This is a genomic window from Bacillus sp. N6 (genome assembly GCF_052805735.1).
This window is the reverse complement of record NZ_CM127843.1, coordinates 4,130,453-4,150,979: the sequence shown is the minus strand read 5'-3', so window position 1 is coordinate 4,150,979 and position 20,527 is coordinate 4,130,453. Positions and strand designations below refer to the sequence as shown.

Below are 20,527 nucleotides of genomic sequence, written 5' to 3'. Positions count from 1 at the left end.
TTTTAGAAGAAATGGATAAATATAATGATTAAAAGTTTAAATTTTCTCAAAAAAGAGAAAGGTAGAAAGAATGTGATATATTCATGCTATCCAATCATTATTTTTAGGGAGAATAGGGAAATGACAAACAACAATCAAATAGGTGAAAATAAGGAACAAACTATTTTTGATCATAAAGGAAATACGATTATGACAGAAGATAGAGAAATACACATTATTTCAAAATTCGAAGAACCTCTTATTGTCGTATTAGCAAATGTACTAAGTGATGAAGAGTGTGATGAATTGATTGAAATGTCTAAAAATAAAATGAAGCGTTCTAAAGTTGGTTCATCACGTGATGTAAATGATATTCGAACAAGTAGCGGTGCATTTTTGGAAGACAATGAACTTACTTCAAAGATTGAAAAACGAATTTCATCTATCATGAATGTTCCTGCGTCGCATGGTGAAGGATTGCACATTTTAAATTATGAAGTGGATCAACAATATAAAGCACACTATGATTATTTTGCGGAACATAGTAGATCAGCTGCTAACAATCGTATTAGTACGCTTGTAATGTACTTAAATGATGTAGAAGAAGGCGGGGAAACGTACTTCCCGAAATTAAATCTTTCTGTACACCCTAGAAAGGGAATGGCAGTATACTTTGAGTATTTTTATCAAGATCAATCACTAAATGAGCTTACGTTACACGGAGGGGCACCTGTAACGAAAGGCGAGAAATGGATTGCAACGCAGTGGGTGAGAAGAGGTACTTATAAGTAAAAGCGAGTGTTACGTTTTGTTCTTCATAGTATAAGAACAAAACGTTTTTTTATTAAACAAAGTAGCATCTTTCGTTATAATAACAATTAATAAATGACGATTGAGAGGACAGAAAATGAAATCTATATACATAACCGGCTATATGGGAGCAGGGAAAACAACAATTGGAAAAGCATTAAGTCAAGAACTTCAAATGGATGTTGTAGATACTGATCAAAAAATCGAAGAGAAGCAAGAGAAGGCAATTCGTGATATTTTTGCCGAAGAAGGCGAAACGGCTTTTCGGGAATATGAAAGCGAAATGTTACGTTCGCTACCAGTCCATAATGTCATTATTACAACTGGTGGGGGAATTATTGAACGAGCGGAAAATCGCAAGTGGATGAAAGAGAACGGAACTGTCGTGTATTTATATTGTGATCCGCATGTAATTGCAGAGAGGCTTCGTGAAGATAAGACACGTCCACTATTTCAAAAGAAAGATATAGATGCATTTGTAACGAAATTTGAATTACGCCGAGCTTATTATGAAGAGGCTCATATTCATATCGATACGACAAATAAGTCTGTAAAGCAAATTATGAATGAATTAAAGGAAAAGATTAATGTATAAAAAAGTGGACATACTAATCAAGTAGAGGTGATGATAATATGTCTACTAATGATTATGTTCGCTTTGTGACGCAGCAGTTTGTGTCGTATATGGATGCTCCAAAAGAAGATCGAAAACAAAAGAAAGAACAACGCCGTGCTGAAAAAGAGCCATTTATGAATAAGTGGTTTGGTGTTATGCCGCTGAGTGCTGCTTTGTTTTATCGAAATGTAAAAAGTAAAAGAAAAAAATCAAGTTAAATTTTAGTCATATGTCTAGCAAAATAAAGATCCCCTAGTGTCGTAATACACTAGGGGATTTTTATTTACTGCACGGATTCTTGTTCTTCCGTAACGGCATGTATTTTATTGTTCACCCATACGAACCCTATTCCGATACAAATAGAAATGCCCCAGCCGACAGCGGTCATAATCGCTCTCATTTCACCGTAGCCATCTACACCAAAAACAGAGATGAAATAAATTTTTAAGAAGCTTTTTAATATGAATTGTAGGCCGAAAAATAACGTTAAGTATTGTAGTGCTGGATAGATACGACTATCACGATACAGTTCACGACTTTTATCGCGGTCATGTCCTTGCAGCGCTGCAATATCCGCAGCGAAATATAACATGAGTGGTTTTTTTATGAAAATTGTACAGATGACGATAATACCGAGTACGATGTGATAATATGCATCATTCCACAACATTCGTTCAGCTGACCCAGATAATAGATCTACCGTTGTATTAGAAATGAGTGTAATTAAAATAAAGAACCCTGTCACGTTAAACTGTTTTTCTTTTTTAAAGGTATACAGTGTATAAATAATCCCCGGAACAGAGGAAAGTAACATCGCGTAATAAGGATCGATATAAGGTTTTGCAAATTTCCAAATGAGGAATGGGATTACAAGATAAAAGACAAGATCTAATATAGCTTTTTTATTTTGATTCATACAAAGCCTCCTTAAGTCATACATATATTTTATAATATAATTTCTGAAAATTGTATAAGGTTTAATGGGAAAAGAAAAAATATATCAATTTTTGAGGGATTAGTAGATTGAAAAAAATTGCCCCTAGCGTAGTAAGTTTTTTTAGTATATAATAAAGGAAACGCTTTCATTTTTAGTTTGTTCACAAAATGGACGGAAAATCACATATTTACTATCGATATGTTGCTTTATAATGAAACTAATTAAATATACATGCATACAATATTGTGAAATAAATAACATAAATAATCTATATAAATGTAAACGTTATCAAAAGAGAGAGGTGGAGACAATGAGTAAATTTTTCTTCAATCATAATCCAGCAACAGTAGAGGATGGAAGGCTTGTTAAATATGCTGAAATTATTTATGGAGAAGGTGGCCGTTCTGTATTAGAAAATTTAATGGTGAAGGCATCTATCAGATTGCGTGATCGTTATCCGAATAAATCTGACGAGCAGATCTCGAACCTAGTAAATAAAGGCATCCATGATATGTTTCAAAAATATGTGAGCGAGTAAGAGTAGCCAATGGCTGCTCTTATTTTTTGTATAAGGATTGTAACTCTAGCTGAAAATAAACATGTATTTTGAAAAACGTAAAAAGGAGTGGGAAAGATGAGCAATGGAATTGGACGTTCGAAAGAAAATCTTCCAACTGATGCAAATCATGTGAGTGCAAAGGATCGTGCACACCAGAAACGTATGGCACAGAAAAAACAGCAAGAGCGTAGTGGCGATAGCGAGTAGGGTAGAAAATAGCTCAAAAGAGGCTCCTTCTAAAGCAGAAGGAGCTTCTTCAAGATAGAAAATGATTCGCGGTAACATAAAAAAGGCCACCGTTAATAATTTGCACTGTAATATGTGGTTCATACTGTTCTTGCAGAGCTTGTTTTTCAATTTCATAGCTCTCAGGAAGTTCGTCACTTTCTTCATAAAAACGGTTTAAAAGGTCTAGATCATGATTCCAACGCACTCTTGCTTCTTTTGCCCACGTATGGTCATCTTCTGCAATTATATTTTTTAAAGCGTCTTCTATGCGTTGTAAACCACTTTGAGGTTTAATGATGGGCGAGAGCGTAAAACAAAAATCAGGTATTTTTGGTGTAAGTTTAATGTTTGTTAATGTTTCATGAAAGTTTGCCATCATTGTTCCAGAAATGAGATGAATGCCAATCGAGTGAAGGATGTCTTTTTTTCGATCACATTGATAGGAAACTTTTATATTAATACCGAGCCAAGGGTGGAGCGGTGTATGTGTTGCCCCATTATGTCTTACATCCTCATATAAACGTATGTAAGAGCCTAATTCTTTTGTCGTTTGGAAAATTTGATGTAGACGTGGTGAACCGTAGTGAATAAGCTCACCATCATTTTCTTCATTTTCTGGATTTGTAATAAGAGTAAGGCGCATCGGATTCGGTACGCCTCCTGTTTTCTCAAGATAGTGCCAATAAAAAGGGCGATTCATTAATAATTTATCCATCTCAATTGTTAACTGTACATCTAATAAATGAGGAGAACGTTCTAAAATTTCACAGTTATTCGCCTCAAAGAAATTGTATAAGTAATTATGAATTTCATGTTGCTGCATAGCCTTGCACCTCAGCTTCATTTCGTTTCGCAAAGTCGATAATAGATGTTAAGTTTTCCATCTTAATTCTAATTTCACCTTCGCTTTTTGATTGCGCGAAAATTTCTTGAATGTGCGCGTCGATGTTTTTCATATTAATTCTCGTTAAAATTTCATCGAGTTCACCGATAACACGCTCGAATAAGTTGATTTTTTCATATAACAGTTTCAGAATATGTTCTTCAACAGTATGCTTTGTAGCTAAGTTATAAATATGAACATCATTCTTTTGACCGAGACGGTGAATACGTCCGATTCTTTGCTCAAGACGCATTGGATTCCATGGCAAATCATAATTGATCATATGGCTACAAAACTGTAAGTTAATGCCTTCTCCGCCAGCTTCCGTTGCAATTAACACTTGGGCACGATTTTGGAAAAGTTCCTTCATCCAATCTTTCTTCCCGCGTTTAAATCCGCCGCGGAATGGGACAGAAGAAATACCGTGTTGTTGTAAAAACCATTGTAAGTACATCTGTGATGCTCGGTATTCCGTGAAAATGACGACTTTATCGTCAATTTCTTTTATAAGCTCTAGAGCTTTAGTTGCTTTCGAGTTGAAAGGAATATGATTAATTTTGTCCATTAGCACATCGATATGTGGATCTTTTATATAATGTTCATTTTCTTTCTGTCTTTTTTCTACATGCTTTTTCAATGAATAGTAAACAGCCTCACGACTACTGCACGCTTCCCGTTTTAAAGTTAACGATGAGAAAGCAGATGTGAAGGCGTCTTGTCCTCGCCAATTTTCGATATCATTATATAGAGCTTGTTCTTGTTCATTAAACTCAATAAAAATTGTACGTACATGTCTCTTCGGCCAATCGATACCGGTATTATGTCGTCTATTTCGCACCATTACTTTGTTAATGAGAGCTTTTAAGTCTTCATCTGATTCGGCTGAACGATTTTTGGAAGCGTAATATTCTTCAAAGTTGGATTGATTGCCTAGATGTCCTGGCTTTAATAAAGAAACAAGGTTAAAAATTTCATCAATCTTATTTTGAACAGGAGTAGCGGTTAGTAATAAACAAAACTTCTTTTTTAATCGTTGTGCAAATTCATAGTTTTTTGTTTTATTATTTTTCAGTTTATGTGCTTCATCGATAATAATAAGGTCATATTCTAAGTTCAACACGATATCGCGATGTGGTGAACGTTTCGCAGTATCAATTGATGATACGATTACGTCAGCTTGTTCCCACGAGTAGCTTTTCTTTTGTGCTACAGCGGGAATGAAAAACTTTGTATTCAGCTCGTATGCCCATTGTGATACGAGAGAAGCTGGGACAAGTATAAGTACCTTTTTCACAAGCCCGCGGACCATGTATTCTTTCAAAATAAGTCCAGCTTCGATTGTTTTTCCAAGACCTACTTCATCTGCTAGAATCGCTTTACCATTCATTTGTTCAATTACATTTTGAGCGACTTCTAATTGATGCGGAAGCGGTGTGAAATGGGATAAATGTTTCGGTGCTTGTAGTCCATCAAAAGTAGGAACAAGTAACGATTTTTCTGTTTCATAAGCTAAGTGATATAAATCCCAGTTTGTCCAAGGACCATCTTCATCAATTCTATTTAAAAAATTGTTTTGCCACGTCCGATCTACGGAAATATCGACATTCATTACGACTCTCCCACCTTTTATAAACTAAAGTAATTATTTTTTAATGTATGATGATTTGCCTTAAAAGAAGGCATAATTATCGTTATTAAAGGCTATATGATAGACAATAATAAAGTATTAAATCTCAAAAGCTGTATTTATTGTGTTTTAACATAAAAAATTCTAAATTATTTTTTATGCTAGAATATTGATGAAATATAGCGAATGATGTTAGGATAATGGTGTGAAATGTGTGGAATCTTTCGTATTTTATCCAAGAAAGTGATTTTTTATTTACGCTTTCATAAAAAAATATAATGAGATTCCGTATATCCTATCTTTTCAGAATGAAAATGTTTAGAAAAGGGAAGCAACTTTTATTGATTTGTCAAAGCATAAGGGGGAGAGAGCATGATTACATTACAACGTACACCGTTATTTGATGTATACGCGAAGTATGGTGGGAAAACAATCGACTTCGGTGGTTGGGAATTACCAGTTCAATTTTCAAGCATTAAAGAAGAACACGAAGCTGTACGTACAGCTGCAGGTTTGTTCGATGTGTCTCATATGGGAGAAGTTGAAGTAAAAGGTGTAGATAGTTTAGCATTTTTACAACGTGTTGTTACAAATGACGTATCTACCTTAAAGGTAGGGGGCGCACAATATACAGCTATGTGCTACGAAAATGGTGGTACAGTAGATGATTTATTAATCTACAAACGTGGTGAAGAAGACTATTTATTAGTAATCAATGCATCAAATATCGAGAAAGATTACGAATGGTTAGCAAGTCATGTAATTGGCGATGCGACAGTAGTCAATATTTCTAGTGAAGTTGCACAGCTTGCAATTCAAGGACCAAAAGCAGAAGGCATTTTACAAAAAGTTGTGTCAGAAGATTTGAAAGAAATTAAGTTCTTTAAATTTAAAAACGATATTCTTGTAGATGGAATTCCAGCACTTGTATCTCGTACAGGTTATACAGGTGAAGATGGATTCGAAATTTACTGTAAGAGTGAAGATGCTGCAAAACTTTGGGAGAAACTTCTTGAAGTTGGAGCAGAAGAGGGCTTAAAAGCATGTGGTTTAGGTGCTCGTGATACACTTCGATTCGAAGCAACATTACCACTTTATGGACAAGAATTATCAAAAGATATTACACCGATTGAGGCTGGAATTGGCTTTGCGGTAAAAACAAATAAAGAAGCAGACTTCTTTGGAAAAGCAACGTTAAAAGAGCAAAAAGAAAACGGTGCGCCTCGTAAATTAGTCGGCATCGAAGTAATCGAACGTGGAATTCCTCGTACGCATTACCCTGTATTTATTGGTGAAGAAAAAATTGGGGAAGTAACGAGTGGTACACAATCTCCAACGTTAAAGAAAAGCATTGGTTTAGCACTAATTGATGTAAAATACGCAGCAGTTGATACAGAAGTAGAAATTGAAATTCGTAATAAACGCGTCAAAGCAGTAGTTGTTCCAACACCATTTTACAAACGTTCAAAGTAACGGGGAGAGGGGTAGATTTCATGTTGCATCGTTATCTTCCAATGACAGAAGAAGACAAAAAAGAAATGTTACAAACGATCGGCGTTCAAACGATCGATGAATTATTCTCTGATATTCCAGAGAGTGTTCGTTTTAAAGGGGATTTAAAAATTAAAGAAGCAAAATCAGAGCCAGAGCTTTTAAAAGAGCTATCTCAAATGGCTAGTAAAAATGCTAACTTAAAAGAATACGCTTCTTTCTTAGGAGCAGGCGTATACGATCATTATGCTCCAGTAATTGTAGATCATGTTATTTCTCGCTCAGAATTTTATACAGCTTACACACCATACCAACCGGAAATTTCACAAGGGGAATTACAAGCAATCTTTGAATTCCAAACAATGATTTGTGAATTAACAGGAATGGATGTAGCAAACTCTTCTATGTATGACGGGGGTACAGCTTTAGCTGAAGCGGCAATGTTAGCAGCTGGCCATACTCGCAAAAAGAAAATTCTTGTATCTAGCGCGGTTCATCCAGAATCAAGAGCAGTACTTGAAACGTATGCAAAAGGTCAAAATCTTGAAGTTGTTGAAATTAATCATAAAGATGGTGTAACAGATTTAGACGTATTACAAAGTGAAGTAGATGATACAGTTGCTTGTGTAATCGTTCAATATCCAAACTTCTTCGGACAAGTTGAAAAATTAGCTGATATTGAAAAAATCGTTCATCAACAAAAATCATTATTTATCGTTTCTTCAAATCCATTATCATTAGGCGCATTAACACCACCAGGGAAATTTGGTGCTGATATTGTAATCGGTGATGCACAACCATTCGGTATTCCAACGCAGTTTGGTGGACCGCACTGTGGTTACTTTGCAACAACGAAAGCATTTATGCGTAAAATTCCAGGACGTCTTGTTGGACAAACTGTAGATTCAGATGGTAAACGTGGATTTGTATTAACGTTACAAGCACGTGAACAGCATATTCGCCGTGATAAAGCGACGTCTAATATTTGTTCAAACCAAGCGTTAAATGCATTAGCAGCTTCTGTTGCAATGACGGCACTTGGCAAACAAGGTGTGAAAGAAATGGCACGTCAAAACATTTCTAAAGCACAGTATGCAAAACGTCAATTTGAGGCGAAAGGCTTCACAGTAACATTTGCTGGACCATTCTTCAATGAGTTTGTTGTAGATTGCAAACGTCCAGTGAAAGAAGTAAACGATGCATTATTACAAAAGAATATTATCGGTGGTTACGATCTAGGCCGTGATTATAAAGAGCATGAAAACCATATGCTTGTAGCAGTAACTGAGCTTCGTACAAAAGAGGAAATTGACACACTTGTAAACGAAATGGGGGCTATCCAATGAAGAACCAAGACCAAGCACTTATCTTTGAAGTGAGTAAAGAAGGACGCATAGGATATAGCTTACCCAAATTAGATGTAGAAGAAGTGAAACTAGAAGATGTGTTTGAGAGCGATTATATTCGAGTAGAAGATGCAGAGCTACCAGAAGTATCTGAACTTGATATTATGCGCCACTATACAGCACTTTCAAACCGTAACCACGGTGTTGATTCTGGATTCTATCCACTTGGATCTTGTACGATGAAATATAATCCGAAAATTAATGAGAGTGTAGCTCGTTTCGCAGGATTTGCAAATATTCATCCACTGCAAGATGAAAAGACAGTACAAGGTGCAATGGAATTAATGTATGACTTACAAGAGCATTTAATTGAAATTACAGGTATGGATACTGTTACTTTACAACCAGCAGCTGGTGCACACGGAGAATGGACAGGTTTAATGTTAATTCGTGCATACCATGAAGCGAATGGTGACTTTAACCGTACGAAAGTAATTGTACCTGACTCTGCTCACGGAACGAACCCGGCATCTGCAACTGTAGCTGGTTTTGAAACAATTACAGTAAAATCAAATGAAAATGGCCTTGTTGACTTAGAAGACTTAAAACGTGTTGTAAACGAAGAAACAGCAGCACTTATGTTAACAAATCCTAATACATTAGGTCTATTCGAAGAAAATATTTTAGAAATGGCAGAAATCGTCCATAATGCAGGCGGTAAGTTATACTATGATGGTGCAAACTTAAATGCGGTATTAAGCCAAGCACGCCCAGGAGATATGGGATTTGACGTTGTGCATTTAAACCTTCATAAAACATTTACAGGTCCTCACGGCGGTGGTGGCCCAGGTTCTGGTCCAGTAGGTGTGAAAGCTGATTTAATTCCGTACTTACCAAAACCGATTTTAGAAAAAACGGAAAATGGTTATCACTTCAACTACGACCGTCCAGAAGCAATTGGTCGTGTGAAGCCATTCTATGGTAACTTCGGAATTAACGTTCGTGCATACACGTATATTCGCTCTATGGGTCCAGATGGCTTGCGTGCAGTAACTGAGTATGCTGTATTAAATGCGAACTATATGATGAGAAGATTAGCGCCATTCTACGATCTTCCATTCGATAGACATTGTAAGCATGAATTTGTATTATCAGGTCGTCGTCAAAAGAAACTTGGCGTACGTACATTAGATATTGCAAAACGTCTGCTTGATTTCGGTTACCATCCACCAACAATTTACTTCCCATTAAATGTGGAAGAATGTATTATGATTGAGCCGACAGAAACAGAATCAAAAGAAACATTAGATGGTTTCATTGATAAGATGATTCAAATCGCTAAAGAAGTAGAAGAAAATCCAGAAGTTGTACAAGAAGCACCGCATACGACAGTCATTAAACGTTTAGACGAAACGATGGCTGCACGTAAACCAGTTTTACGTTATGCAAAGCCAGCTCCTGTACAAGTTTGATTAGAATAACAAAAGGAGAACTCGCTGCGGCGGGTTCTTTTTTTGTATGGAGAATTTGTCCCGCATTAACGGACAGTAAACTCCCAACTCAAAACTTAGCTGGTGCAAAGAAGCCAGGTGGGAGATAAACTGTCCGTAAATGCCCGATTGGTTCAACTAATAATCAGTGGGGATGAACAAAAATCCCCACTGATTAAAGTTTCACTTTATGCAGAAATAGTGAAGAAAATGTTAAAAAATTATATTTTTTGTTTCCTAATGGTGTAAAGGTGTAGTTTTATAGGTAGTTTTGTTGAAAAAGTCGGTTTGATAAAAGTATTTATTTTTGTTAGAATTTTATTGAAATTAAGAAGATGTGATGAGGCAAAAATTACTCATTTTTATGTATATGTGAAAAAACGAGCAAGACGGGGGTGAAAGTGTGGGATATCGATGTTATAGAATGGTATACCATTTAGAAAATGGAGAAACAATTAAAGATGTAAAAGAATTTTGCTATCGAGACCAAGGGAAAGTGTTAGAAAGAGTAGCAAATCGTGTAATGGATAATAGAGAAGTGACGGCGATTGATAAACAAGGAACAATCATTTCAATAGCATGTGAGGACATTGTAAAGGTGGAACTTGATTACATAACAGAAAGTTAACCTTGAGTCATATCGAATTATTCGATAAAATAAACTGTTGAATGGTGAAGTGAGAAGAGAGGAGTTTATCATGGGTAGTACAAGACACTTTTATATGTTTATCTTAGCGTTTGTTCTTGTTGTGGCATTAACGATTTACTTAATCGTTGACAGCAGCTGGTACAACACGGTTCATCCGGCATTCCTTCTGTTTATGTATATAGGAATTGCAGTAGTAAGTTTCGGAATGAGAGACGAGATGTTAGATCGCTTTGAAAAGTGATACATATACGAAAGACCAACAGGAAAATGTTGGTCTTTTTTTCTTGCCAAAAATAGGATGCTGTGTATATACTGTATATATAAGGCATATACAGTATATACACACTGGAGGAAAACATGAATATTATTATTTCGAATTCTTCCCAAGACCCTATTTATGTGCAAATAAGAAAACAATTAAGCCAGCTTATTTTAAATGGTGGTTTAAAGGGTGGAGACCAATTACCGTCTATTCGTAGCTTAGCGAAGGAATTGCAAATTAGTGTAATTACAACGAAGCGTGCGTACGAGGAGCTTGAAAAAGAAGGATATATAGAAACTGTTGCTGGGAAGGGGACTTATGTTTCACGTAAAAATAATGAACTATTAAAAGAACAGCGGCTACGTCTATTGGAAAGTAAGGCTGAAGAAATCGTAAAAGAAAGTAAAGTGTTGCAGCTTTCACTTGAAGAATTGCAGCAGATGATTGCGTTTTTATATAAGGGGGAATGAGAGAGATGTTAGAGTTAAAAAACGTTTGTAAAAGTTATGAAGATTTTGCAGTGAAAAATATAAGTTTTGCATTACCACGAGGATATATTATGGGGTTTGTCGGACCAAATGGTGCTGGGAAAAGTACAACGATCAAAATGATTATGAATTTAATTAGAAAAGATAGCGGCGATATAAAAATTTTTGGCAAAGACAATAAGAAAGCTGAAAAGGACATAAAACAAAATATTGGTTTTGTATATGATGAAAATCATTATTACGAAGATTTAACGTGTGAACAAATGAAACGTATTATTGCACCGTTATATAAAAAGTGGGACGAAAATCAATACCAATCGTATATGCACAGATTGCAAGTTCCAAAGTATAAAAAAATTAAAGAGCTATCTAAAGGGATGAAAATGAAGTTTGCGATTGCCATCGCACTTGCACATCATGCAGAGTTTATCATTATGGATGAGCCGACAGCAGGATTAGATCCAGTTGTCCGAAGTGAATTACTTGATATGTTGCAAGAAATTGTAATGGAAGATGAAGTATCTGTATTATTCTCAACCCACATTACAACGGATTTAGAACGTATTGCAGATTATATTACGTTTATCAACGATGGAGAAATTATATTTACTGGTGAAAAAGATGAATTAATGGAGAACTACGTAATCGTTAAGGGAAGCAATGATTTATTAGATCGAGAAGGAAAAGAACTATTTGTTGGATTACGAAAAAATAAATTCGGTTTCGAAGGTTTAGCGAAGGATAAACAAGGAATTATCGATTGGTTTGGAAATGAGGTTGTACTAGAAAAGCCTACATTAGATGACATTATCGTTTACACTGCGAAAGGGAGAGGTGCCTATGCGTCAGCTAATCTATAAAGATTTGTTCTTTTTTCGGGTTATGTGGTTAGTGTATTTTATTATGCCTCTTGTTTTCTTTGGATTAGATCCAGATGGTGAATTGTTATTTCCAATGAGTTGCTTACTCATAACGATATCATCTTCTATGATACTAATAGCGATGGATGAAAAAAATAAAAGTGATGTTATTATAAATAGTTTACCTGTTGGACGAAAGGATATCATTATTGCTAGATATATTTCGGGTGTAATATTTATTGTAGGTGGCATGATTTCTACTACGCTAGTTGTTTTTCTTATAAGAGGTATCGCTGTCATTGGTGATATTGGAGCTTATCATCCCAATTTGTATATTGAAATTCCTTGGTATGTAGTAGTCAGAGGTGCTGTATATTCTTTAGTTTATATTACAGCATTATTCCCGAGTTATTATGGGACAAAATCAAAAGTAGTACGTGGAATATTTACAGGTGGAGCCGCTGGAATAGGTGTTATTGTTGGAATGTTTATTGGTGACGGAGAAAGTGCTACGGCATCATTCATTGATTGGATTATGAATCCATTACATTTTGGCATATTTATAGTTGGATTAATCACACTAGCTAGTGTCTATATCGTTTCTATGTTTCTTACAATTAAAATTTATGAAACGCGTGATTTATAGAGAGGAGAATTTATATGCAACAATTGATTTTGAAGGAGTTTTTCTTACAGAAGAAGATGTTTCCTTTCTATTTTTTAATACCTATTTTATCTATTTTTAAGCATTCCGTCGAACCAATGGGGATTGCAATAGGATTATTTATAACATGTAGTACGATTATATATATTTCTTTTTATTATGAAGAGAAAAGTAAAGCGGAAAAAGTATTAGTGAGCTTGCCTATAACGAGAACAGAGATAGTTATAGCTAAATATATTGCAAGTTCATTATTTATTATGGCTGGTTTGAGTGTAACTTTTATAGTCTTAATATTAGGAAATATTTTATTGGGCAGGGATATAGTCATGCCTGGATATGCAGTATTTTCAGCAATAGTAGCAACTTTAATCTATTGTGTTGTAACGATACCCGCTAATTACATTGGAGGATATAAAGCGACTTCTGTTTTGAATGTTATTATGATTTTGCCTTTAACAGGTATGATTGGCCTTATGTGTAATATTTTTGGTGATAAAACAATTATGCTAAAAGTACTCCACTCTCAAGAGGCTACACTAGCAATGAGTGTTCTTGGTATCGGAGTATTAGTAAGTATATTCATATCAATGTTCCTCTCAATGAAAATGTTTCAGGAGGCAGAGTTATAGAAGTGACATTTTCATATTAGGAGGTGTAATACATGATCAAGCAACTAATTTTAAAAGATTTCATCATTCAATGGAAATTTTTAATTTGGTACATACTGTATCCTGTTTTCTTTTATATGGCCTTAACGGATACGGAAAATCTGTTCATAATTATGTCAGTAATTATTACAATTGGGGCAACAGTAAAAACATTTGAAGCAGATAGTAAAAATGAAAGTGAAGTCATAGTAAATAGTTTCCCAATATTGAGAAAACAAATTGTGTATGCAAAATATATAGTAGCAATTATTATTCTTTTTATAAGTGTAACGGTTGGTTGTTTCACGATGGGAATGAAGAGTGGGGTTAACTTATTTGAATTTATTGAAACGAAAATGGTTGCTAGTAGTAGTTTTATTTTAGTGTATTTAAGTTTGGTTTTACCGCTATCCTTTTGGCTAGGGTATAAGAAAACTATTTTTATTGCGATTTTTATACTAATAGCACCTATGGCTGTTTCTTCTATTTTCTTTGGAATCAACCTAGAACAAATTCAGCTATATAACAGCTTGTTATTCATTGGTTCAATATGCATGTTCATAGCATCTATCTTCGTTTCAGTAAAAATATATGAAAAAAGAGAATTTTAAAAGGTGCCTTAAAAAAGGCACCTTCTTCAATAACGACAATACGAGAGCAGTAGTTTATAAAAAGAAACGCTATTTGGTACATCTTTCGGAGTATGTAATATAAAGCTGAAAACGATGATGAGAATAAGAAATAGGAAAAATAAAAATAGAATTTGCTTATGTATAGAATTTTGCATATTATCCACTCCTTTTTTAGGTAGTATGTCCAAAAGAAAGGAGTGTATGAAAAATTTTAGGAGGGGAGAATGATGAACAAAAGAAAATGGTTATATAGAATAGGGGTACTTTTTATTTCAATCGGTCTCATATTAGCAAATTTTTATTTAGACATACCGTCACCGTTTCCTAATTTGCATAAAGGAATTGGTATAAGTATTGTCATAGTTGGTCTTCTTTGTCTTATTGCATCTAACTTTTATAGAAAATCTGAATGAATACGAAAAAGGACAGTTACTCTTTTTCAGAAGTACTGTCCTTTTTAAATAACTTATTCCATAGCTTGGCGATACTCCATATAATGATGATTGCAATGGAGGCAATAATTGACCAAGCAATAGATGCAATTTCAAGTGCCATGCTAGGAAGGAAGGTAAGAATGGATACTACTTTATGAAACAACCATTCTATTATATGAAAACTTATTTGTAATAGAATGACGATACCAAGTGTGATCCATGCTAATATTTTCTTTCCTTTTTCTTTCCACATGACATTCACCTCACGTTAGCTTAATAGTTTTAAGCCAACAGCGCCGCATAGAATGCAGCTTAAGAAAGCAAGACGACGCCAATCCGCTGATTCTCGGAAAATGAGAATGCCTAGAAGTGCACTTCCAGCAGTTCCGATTCCAGTCCAAATCGCGTAAGCAGTCCCCATCGGTAACGTGTTCATTGCAAGAGATAAGAAGAAGAAGCTTACGCCGAAGTTAGCGATTAAAATAACTTTTGGTGCCCAGCCTTTCTTTTCAGTGGCTACTTTCATAAAGAGTACACCAATAATTTCACAAATACCAGCTAGAATTAAAAATAACCAAGCCATTTTATGCGGCCTCCTTCGCGTCTTTTTCTTCTGTTACTCGTTTTAAACCAATTACTCCGAAGAAGATTAAACCGATTAATAAAACTTTTACGATAGAGAAAGGTTCTCCGAAGATGAAAATCTCTGTAAGAACGATTCCACCAGCTCCAATTCCTGTGAAGACTGCGTATACAGTGCCGACAGGTAAATCTTTATAAGCTCTAAATAATAAGACGAAACTAATTGTAATTAATAGAGCGACACCAGCCCATTCAAGTGGTGCCTCCGCTTTTTTTAGTCCAATCACCCAAAAGATTTCAATAATACCAGCGATGATTACATAAATCCATGCCATATGTCATTTCTCCTTCCTACCAGTCGTTAGGTAAAGGGCTTAAAAACGACGCATTGCAAAGGAGCAATCCGTCAGTTTGAAAGTCCGCGCCAAAATACTTTCCAAGAAGCGTCTAAACGTGTCTCAAAACGATTTAAACCTGCGTATAGTAGTTCAACCATAAGACCGTCGAGTAAGCATAGAAAAGCCTCTAAGGCGTCTTTTACTTCAATGTTATGCAGCTCATCTTGTTCGCTTGCTCTTTTAAATACAGGGAATAAAAGTTTTCCGACGTTTTCAATGTGTACATTTGCTTTATTAATAATTTGTTCGCGAAATGCATCAGGCGGAAAATAAGAAGTTCGTAACCAAAACATTGATTCTTCACTTTCACCAAAGCGTTTTGCATAGCCTTTTAATAATTTTAAAAGCAATTCTTCAGTAGACGAATTGGAAAAGCTTTCAATATCGCCTGTGAAGCTCTGCAAATCTTTTTGAAGAGCAGATTCTAAGCATATGAAATATAGCTCTTCTTTTCCTTTAAAGTGTGCGTAAATCGATGGTTTTTTAATCCCAACTTCTTGAGCAATATTTGCCAATGAAGTTCCTTCATAGCCGTAGCGTGCGAAATGAGAAAGTGCTACAGCTTTAATGCGGTTTGCTGTCATTTTCATCCCCTACCTACCGTTCGTTAGGTTCATTATATGAGATAAAAAATATAATGTCAATAGGTGAAGAGCTGAAAAAGAGCGTTATAGGTAACGCTCTTTTTAGACAGTCTCTCGCTCAATTAAATGGAATGAAAGTTCTTTTGCACTGCCGACAATTTGCTCGCTTTGGATCTGCTTATGGAATAAAGAAAAAGCATGTGAGCCCATTGCGAGACCGGGATGTTCAATTGTGGAAATTTCTAATGCCTTTGAAATTTCATGATTATCAAATCCAAGGATAGCAAGGTCTTCAGGTACTCGAATGCCATGTTTTCGAGCCTCTGTTAATAAACCAGCTGCAACTTGATCGTTCGCTGTAAAAATAGCAGTTGGACGATTTTTCATATTTAAAATACGATGGAGTATTTGTGCTCCGTCCTGCATTGTATAGCATTGGTGGAAAATCCATTCAGGATGCAACGTTTTCCCTTCGTTACGAAGGGTATCGGCGAACGCTTTTTCGCGCTCCATGGAGTTTACACTTGTTTTTCTTGCTAAACAAATTCCGATTTTTTCATGGCCTTTACTTAGTAAATAGGCAGTACCGAGACGGAAACCTTCATAATGATCTAAGTAGATGGATGAAATGAGGGGGTGCTTCATTTTTTCACATGAAATAATAGGGGCAAATTTTGCGAAAGGTTCGATTTGTTCCCAAGAGCTCGTTCGGGAGCAAATAATCATCCCATCAAATTGTTTCATTTTCATCATTTCAAGAACACGAATTTCTTCAAGGCTATCGTAATTTGTTTGGCATAAATTAATGTGATATCCAGCTAATAATGCTTCGTTACCGATTCCTTCAATAATGGTACTGAAGTAGGGGAGGTTAATGAAAGGAAGCATAACGCCAATTGTATATGTTTTCCCTCTTATTAAATGGACAGCATTTATATTTTTTGCGTAGTTTAATTCTTCAACAGCGTCTAGAACACGCTTACGCTTTTCTTCTTTTACGTAAGGGTGATTATTCAGAACACGAGAAACAGTTGATATCGATACACCAGCAGTTTTAGCAATTTGTTTTATATTGGCCATATGTATCACCTCTTTCCCTTATTATAAAGGGAAAATAATAAGAAAGAAAAAATCTTGACCTGAAAAGCTTTTCACAAACTATGGTATTAATAAGACTTCTTTTTATTCGCGTAACCTTTTCACTTGGGCGTAAGAATGATAGGGGTCTTTTTTGTTTGCAAAAAGTGTTGTCAAAATGTGTGAGAATAACGTGGAAAGTTTTCAAAGGTGGAGTTTGATGACAAAGCGAATATGAAGAGCATATCAACGCTTCGTTCGTTAAGAGAGCGGTATGAAAGGGCGGAAACAAATTGAAAAAAAGAATCATTTGTTTCGTGTTTTCTAGTTTTGTACTTAGTTCGTGTTCGTTTCAGCAAACGATGCAAGAAGAAAAACACTTTGTGGGAACAACAGGAGGAGCTATGGATCGTGTTACGGATCCTATTCCGCTAAAGGAACTTCCAAAATATTTTCCGGTGAAGTTTAAAGTTCCAACGTTTTTACCGTACGACATTACAAGTGATGTGAAGGGTGAAGTAAGAACGCTTGGGAAAAAGAACGCTGTCTTAACGATTAAATATAAACAGAAGGAGCCAGGTAGAAATGAGTATATTGAGTTAAATGTCGCGAACTTTCCTTATAGTTTTCCGGATCTTATGGAAGAGAAGCGATTTCAAGAACAAATGAAACTGAATAATGGAACGTCTGCTTATTTTAAAAATAAAGATGATTATGAACGTGGTGACGAATTTGCTACGCTTATATGGAAAGAGAAAGGAATTGAATATCAGCTGCTGTATCGGAATGTAGAAGAGAACGATGAAAAGGTAATCAAGCAGAATTTATTATACATTGCGAATAAGATGAAATGAAAAAACTAGCTGATTTATTCAGCTAGTTTTTTGTATGTTATTATTTCTTTTTAATTTTGCCTGTCCAAGATTTAAATCCACCTTGTAATTGGTAGAAATCTTTGTAGCCTTGTTTTTTTAAGTATTGCGCTGCACGACCTGTACGGAATCCGCTTTGGCAATATAAGTAAACAGGTTGATCTTGACGAAGTTCTTTATGGCGAAGGCGAATTTGTGATAACGGAATGTTACGTGCACCTAAAATATGCCCTGCGTTATATTCGTCTGCTTCACGAATATCGATAAGCTGTGCTTTACGATAGCCAGCGCGAAATTCTTCTTCTGTAAGAGTTTTAATTAATTTTTTCTGATAGAAGTACATCCATACAGTGTAGCCGATAAATGCTACGATTACGGCTAATAAAATAATCCAAGTTGTTGACACGATTCTATCGCTCCCTTTTTTCTTATCCTACTTTCAATATTATAATGCCCATATGTATTTATGCAACAGATTCATTTGCATATAAGAAGAAATTTCGTATTCTTTCACAAATTTTGTCGAATTTGGTAGACTAGAGAATGTGAAAAATAATTGGTTATATGAGGTGCAGGATGGGAAAAGAAAAATGGTGTTATATTAACTCTGGTCAATGTTCACCGGCATTTAATATGGCGTTAGATGAATGTTTGTTAAATTGGCAAAGTGAAAAGAAAATGCCACCAACAATTCGTTTTTATGAATGGGAAGTACCAACATTAACAGTTGGATATTTTCAACGTGTTGAGAAAGATATTAATATGGATGTAGTTAACGAAAAAAAATATGGATTCGTTCGTCGTCAAACAGGCGGCAGGGGTGTACTACATGACAAAGAGTTAACGTATAGTGTTATTGTGTCTGAAGATCATCCGAATATGCCGAAAACAGTTACAGAAGCATATCGTGTTATTTCGCAAGGCTTATTAGATGGTTTTAAGGCATTAGGGTTAGAAGCATATTATGCAGTTCCAAAAACAGAAGCAGATCGTGAAAATTTGAAAAATCCACGTTCAGGTGTATGTTTTGATGCACCATCTTGGTATGAAATTGTAGTGGAAGGAAGAAAAATTGCTGGTAGTGCTCAAACACGTCAAAAAGGTGTTATTTTACAGCATGGATCGATTCCATTAGAAATTGATTTAGATGAACTATATGATCTATTTTTATTCCCAAATGAACGTGTGAAGGAACGTATGAAGAGTATGTTCTCTTCTAAAGCGGTAGCAATTAATGAATTAACAGACCGTACATTTACGATAGAACAGTTAATTAAAGCGTTTGAAGTTGGCTTTGAAAAAGGATTGGATGTAGAACTTGTTCCATATGAATTAACAGAAGAACAGTTACATGAAGTTCAAACGTTAGCGAAAGAAAAGTATGAAAGTAATGAGTGGAATTATAAAAAATAAGAGATGGCAATTGCCACCTCTTATTTTTTTATAGTAAATTAAGTACTTTTTCTACTTTGATTCCTTTATCTTGTAAAGAACGAAGGCGGTTTACAACGTCCATAATTTCTTTGTCGAATGTAACGCTAATACCTTGGCTTTGTAGTTCTTCTTTTAAGCTTTCAATAGAATCATCTATGTCGATGCCAAGCTCGTAATCTTGACAAACTTCAATTGTCTTTTTCACGAGTTTCACATAATTTTCTTGTAGTTTTGTATTTGTTTCAGTCAAAGCAGATTGCTTCGGTTTTGCAGGCGCAACCGGTGCAGACTCTTGCTTTGTAACTGGAGTAGGGACTGCTTTTTTCACAGGCGCTGGAGTAGCTAGTTCTACAGCTGCTTCTACGCTTACTGGCTTCGGTGTCGGTACCGGAGTAGGCTTAGGTGCCATAGCAGGTGTTTCCACACGCGTAACAGGCTTAGGAGCAGGTATAATTGCTTTTGGAGCTTCTACAACTACTTCTTTTTTTGGTGCTGCTTCTACTTGTGTTTCTTCTTGCTCCGCAGCTTCTTTATTTTCTTTACTCCACATAACGCGTTCGATTTCTAGAGAAACATTGTTTTTGTTCATCGCTGTTAATGTAACTTTACCAACTTCAGCGTTCCCAGTGAAATCAACAATTTTATAAATAACACTCTTGTTCCAATCCACGTTTCCGCTCAAAAATAATTCTTCGTTACATTTCGGCGTTAAGCCCTCGATTTTAATTTCTGCGTTTACACCGTTTTCACTATATACCATGATTAGCGAAGCATTTACATCTTCGTCTGCTAACATTAGTTCACGTACCATTTTGCCGGTGCGTACTTGCGTTTTCTTCTTAACTGACATCTAATTTCTCCTCTCAAAAATTCAGTAATAATAAAAAAATCGTATAACGAAAAATAATTGCTCACGAAGATTTATGATACCGATAATAAAAGCATCACGTCAACAATTAACTTTAATTATTTTGCATT

General features: G+C 35.4%; 29 protein-coding genes. 18 read left to right on the top strand and 11 right to left on the bottom strand.

Annotated elements, in window-relative coordinates; all coding sequences use genetic code 11:
- Positions 1-120 precede the first annotated feature (120 nt).
- The 3 genes from ACUXVC_RS21340 to ACUXVC_RS21330 all read left to right on the top strand — a co-directional run bounded on the left by ACUXVC_RS21340 (position 121) and on the right by ACUXVC_RS21330 (position 1,623).
- Positions 121-771: a 2OG-Fe(II) oxygenase gene (locus ACUXVC_RS21340; protein ID WP_000183863.1), complete on the top strand. Its 651-nt coding sequence runs from the start codon at positions 121-123 to the stop codon at positions 769-771.
- A gap of 115 nt (positions 772-886) precedes the next feature.
- Positions 887-1,384 (top strand): shikimate kinase, encoded by a 498-nt coding sequence (locus tag ACUXVC_RS21335; protein ID WP_089171758.1) that lies wholly within the window; start codon positions 887-889, stop codon positions 1,382-1,384.
- 38 nt (positions 1,385-1,422) lie between these two features.
- A complete protein-coding gene (locus ACUXVC_RS21330; RefSeq protein WP_000106083.1) occupies positions 1,423-1,623 on the top strand; it encodes a YqzE family protein in 201 nt (66 codons plus the stop codon).
- 65 nt (positions 1,624-1,688) lie between these two features.
- On the opposite strand, the gene ACUXVC_RS21325 is transcribed toward ACUXVC_RS21330, so the two are convergent.
- Together ACUXVC_RS21325 and ACUXVC_RS21320 are read right to left on the bottom strand one after the other, a co-directional pair.
- Positions 1,689-2,321: a VC0807 family protein gene (locus ACUXVC_RS21325; protein WP_001073111.1), complete on the bottom strand. Its 633-nt coding sequence runs from the start codon at positions 2,319-2,321 to the stop codon at positions 1,689-1,691.
- A 141-nt stretch (positions 2,322-2,462) separates the two neighbouring features.
- On the bottom strand, positions 2,463-2,579 hold the full coding sequence (locus ACUXVC_RS21320) for a hypothetical protein (RefSeq protein ID WP_003279814.1): 117 nt from the start codon (positions 2,577-2,579) through the stop codon (positions 2,463-2,465).
- 73 nt (positions 2,580-2,652) lie between these two features.
- On the opposite strand from ACUXVC_RS21320, the gene ACUXVC_RS21315 reads away from it, so the two are divergent.
- Both ACUXVC_RS21315 and ACUXVC_RS21310 read left to right on the top strand, forming a co-directional pair.
- A complete protein-coding gene (locus ACUXVC_RS21315; RefSeq protein ID WP_000032702.1) occupies positions 2,653-2,880 on the top strand; it encodes a hypothetical protein in 228 nt (75 codons plus the stop codon).
- Between the two features lie 96 nt (positions 2,881-2,976).
- Positions 2,977-3,108, top strand: coding sequence for a hypothetical protein (locus tag ACUXVC_RS21310; RefSeq protein ID WP_050844516.1), 132 nt, complete (start codon positions 2,977-2,979; stop codon positions 3,106-3,108).
- Between the two features lie 49 nt (positions 3,109-3,157).
- On the opposite strand, the gene ACUXVC_RS21305 is transcribed toward ACUXVC_RS21310, so the two are convergent.
- Complete coding sequence (locus ACUXVC_RS21305) at positions 3,158-3,952, bottom strand: YqhG family protein (RefSeq protein ID WP_044784477.1); 795 nt, start codon at positions 3,950-3,952, stop codon at positions 3,158-3,160.
- Entirely contained in the window at positions 3,939-5,621 is a 1,683-nt protein-coding gene (locus ACUXVC_RS21300) for a DEAD/DEAH box helicase (RefSeq protein WP_071729662.1), read from the bottom strand. Before ACUXVC_RS21300 ends, ACUXVC_RS21305 begins: the two co-directional genes overlap by 14 nt.
- Before the next feature lie 390 nt (positions 5,622-6,011).
- On the opposite strand from ACUXVC_RS21300, the gene gcvT reads away from it, so the two are divergent.
- The 11 genes from gcvT to ACUXVC_RS21245 all read left to right on the top strand — a co-directional run bounded on the left by gcvT (position 6,012) and on the right by ACUXVC_RS21245 (position 14,581).
- A complete protein-coding gene (gene gcvT, locus ACUXVC_RS21295) occupies positions 6,012-7,112 on the top strand; it encodes a glycine cleavage system aminomethyltransferase GcvT (RefSeq protein ID WP_375853412.1) in 1,101 nt (366 codons plus the stop codon).
- Between the two features lie 20 nt (positions 7,113-7,132).
- Entirely contained in the window at positions 7,133-8,476 is a 1,344-nt protein-coding gene (gcvPA, locus tag ACUXVC_RS21290; RefSeq protein WP_000903240.1) for an aminomethyl-transferring glycine dehydrogenase subunit 1, read from the top strand.
- The gene (gcvPB, locus tag ACUXVC_RS21285) at positions 8,473-9,948 is read left to right on the top strand and encodes an aminomethyl-transferring glycine dehydrogenase subunit 2 (RefSeq protein WP_000795702.1); all 1,476 of its coding nucleotides are present in this window, start codon (positions 8,473-8,475) and stop codon (positions 9,946-9,948) included. The genes gcvPA and gcvPB overlap by 4 nt, the downstream gene beginning before the upstream one ends.
- Before the next feature lie 442 nt (positions 9,949-10,390).
- The gene (locus ACUXVC_RS21280; RefSeq protein WP_000262496.1) at positions 10,391-10,594 is read left to right on the top strand and encodes a DUF3929 family protein; all 204 of its coding nucleotides are present in this window, start codon (positions 10,391-10,393) and stop codon (positions 10,592-10,594) included.
- A 70-nt stretch (positions 10,595-10,664) separates the two neighbouring features.
- A complete protein-coding gene (locus tag ACUXVC_RS21275) occupies positions 10,665-10,856 on the top strand; it encodes a hypothetical protein (RefSeq protein ID WP_000535933.1) in 192 nt (63 codons plus the stop codon).
- A gap of 116 nt (positions 10,857-10,972) precedes the next feature.
- Complete coding sequence (locus ACUXVC_RS21270; protein ID WP_001021350.1) at positions 10,973-11,347, top strand: GntR family transcriptional regulator; 375 nt, start codon at positions 10,973-10,975, stop codon at positions 11,345-11,347.
- 5 nt (positions 11,348-11,352) lie between these two features.
- Positions 11,353-12,225: an ABC transporter ATP-binding protein gene (locus ACUXVC_RS21265; protein WP_375853407.1), complete on the top strand. Its 873-nt coding sequence runs from the start codon at positions 11,353-11,355 to the stop codon at positions 12,223-12,225.
- Positions 12,206-12,871 (top strand): ABC-2 transporter permease, encoded by a 666-nt coding sequence (locus ACUXVC_RS21260; protein ID WP_144465069.1) that lies wholly within the window; start codon positions 12,206-12,208, stop codon positions 12,869-12,871. Before ACUXVC_RS21265 ends, ACUXVC_RS21260 begins: the two co-directional genes overlap by 20 nt.
- Before the next feature lie 14 nt (positions 12,872-12,885).
- Positions 12,886-13,518: an ABC-2 transporter permease gene (locus ACUXVC_RS21255; RefSeq protein ID WP_095690221.1), complete on the top strand. Its 633-nt coding sequence runs from the start codon at positions 12,886-12,888 to the stop codon at positions 13,516-13,518.
- Positions 13,519-13,550: 32 nt separating this feature from the next.
- On the top strand, positions 13,551-14,147 hold the full coding sequence (locus ACUXVC_RS21250) for an ABC-2 transporter permease (RefSeq protein WP_142947059.1): 597 nt from the start codon (positions 13,551-13,553) through the stop codon (positions 14,145-14,147).
- A 245-nt stretch (positions 14,148-14,392) separates the two neighbouring features.
- Complete coding sequence (locus ACUXVC_RS21245) at positions 14,393-14,581, top strand: hypothetical protein (protein ID WP_095690222.1); 189 nt, start codon at positions 14,393-14,395, stop codon at positions 14,579-14,581.
- Positions 14,582-14,597: 16 nt separating this feature from the next.
- Here ACUXVC_RS21245 and ACUXVC_RS21240 read toward each other — a convergent pair whose 3' ends face one another.
- The 5 genes from ACUXVC_RS21240 to ACUXVC_RS21220 form a co-directional block, all read right to left on the bottom strand.
- The gene (locus ACUXVC_RS21240) at positions 14,598-14,855 is read right to left on the bottom strand and encodes a DUF3975 family protein (RefSeq protein WP_098125888.1); all 258 of its coding nucleotides are present in this window, start codon (positions 14,853-14,855) and stop codon (positions 14,598-14,600) included.
- A gap of 15 nt (positions 14,856-14,870) precedes the next feature.
- A complete protein-coding gene (locus ACUXVC_RS21235; protein WP_046956356.1) occupies positions 14,871-15,185 on the bottom strand; it encodes a DMT family transporter in 315 nt (104 codons plus the stop codon).
- 1 nt (position 15,186) lies between these two features.
- Positions 15,187-15,519, bottom strand: coding sequence for a DMT family transporter (locus ACUXVC_RS21230; RefSeq protein WP_071713565.1), 333 nt, complete (start codon positions 15,517-15,519; stop codon positions 15,187-15,189).
- A gap of 71 nt (positions 15,520-15,590) precedes the next feature.
- Positions 15,591-16,172 (bottom strand): TetR/AcrR family transcriptional regulator, encoded by a 582-nt coding sequence (locus ACUXVC_RS21225; protein ID WP_002005730.1) that lies wholly within the window; start codon positions 16,170-16,172, stop codon positions 15,591-15,593.
- A 96-nt stretch (positions 16,173-16,268) separates the two neighbouring features.
- Positions 16,269-17,246: a LacI family DNA-binding transcriptional regulator gene (locus ACUXVC_RS21220; protein ID WP_144465067.1), complete on the bottom strand. Its 978-nt coding sequence runs from the start codon at positions 17,244-17,246 to the stop codon at positions 16,269-16,271.
- A 314-nt stretch (positions 17,247-17,560) separates the two neighbouring features.
- Between ACUXVC_RS21220 and ACUXVC_RS21215 the strand changes: the two genes are divergently transcribed.
- Entirely contained in the window at positions 17,561-18,097 is a 537-nt protein-coding gene (locus ACUXVC_RS21215) for a hypothetical protein (protein WP_033695179.1), read from the top strand.
- A gap of 40 nt (positions 18,098-18,137) precedes the next feature.
- Here ACUXVC_RS21215 and ACUXVC_RS21210 read toward each other — a convergent pair whose 3' ends face one another.
- A complete protein-coding gene (locus ACUXVC_RS21210) occupies positions 18,138-18,521 on the bottom strand; it encodes a rhodanese-like domain-containing protein (protein ID WP_000108653.1) in 384 nt (127 codons plus the stop codon).
- Between the two features lie 170 nt (positions 18,522-18,691).
- Here ACUXVC_RS21210 and ACUXVC_RS21205 point away from each other — a divergent pair, with 170 nt between their 5' ends.
- Positions 18,692-19,528 (top strand): lipoate--protein ligase family protein, encoded by an 837-nt coding sequence (locus ACUXVC_RS21205; protein ID WP_000514081.1) that lies wholly within the window; start codon positions 18,692-18,694, stop codon positions 19,526-19,528.
- Between the two features lie 28 nt (positions 19,529-19,556).
- Here ACUXVC_RS21205 and ACUXVC_RS21200 read toward each other — a convergent pair whose 3' ends face one another.
- Positions 19,557-20,399 carry a hypothetical protein gene (locus ACUXVC_RS21200; RefSeq protein ID WP_095690224.1) on the bottom strand — a complete coding sequence of 281 codons (843 nt, stop codon included), beginning with the start codon at positions 20,397-20,399 and terminating at the stop codon, positions 19,557-19,559.
- Positions 20,400-20,527 lie beyond the last annotated feature (128 nt).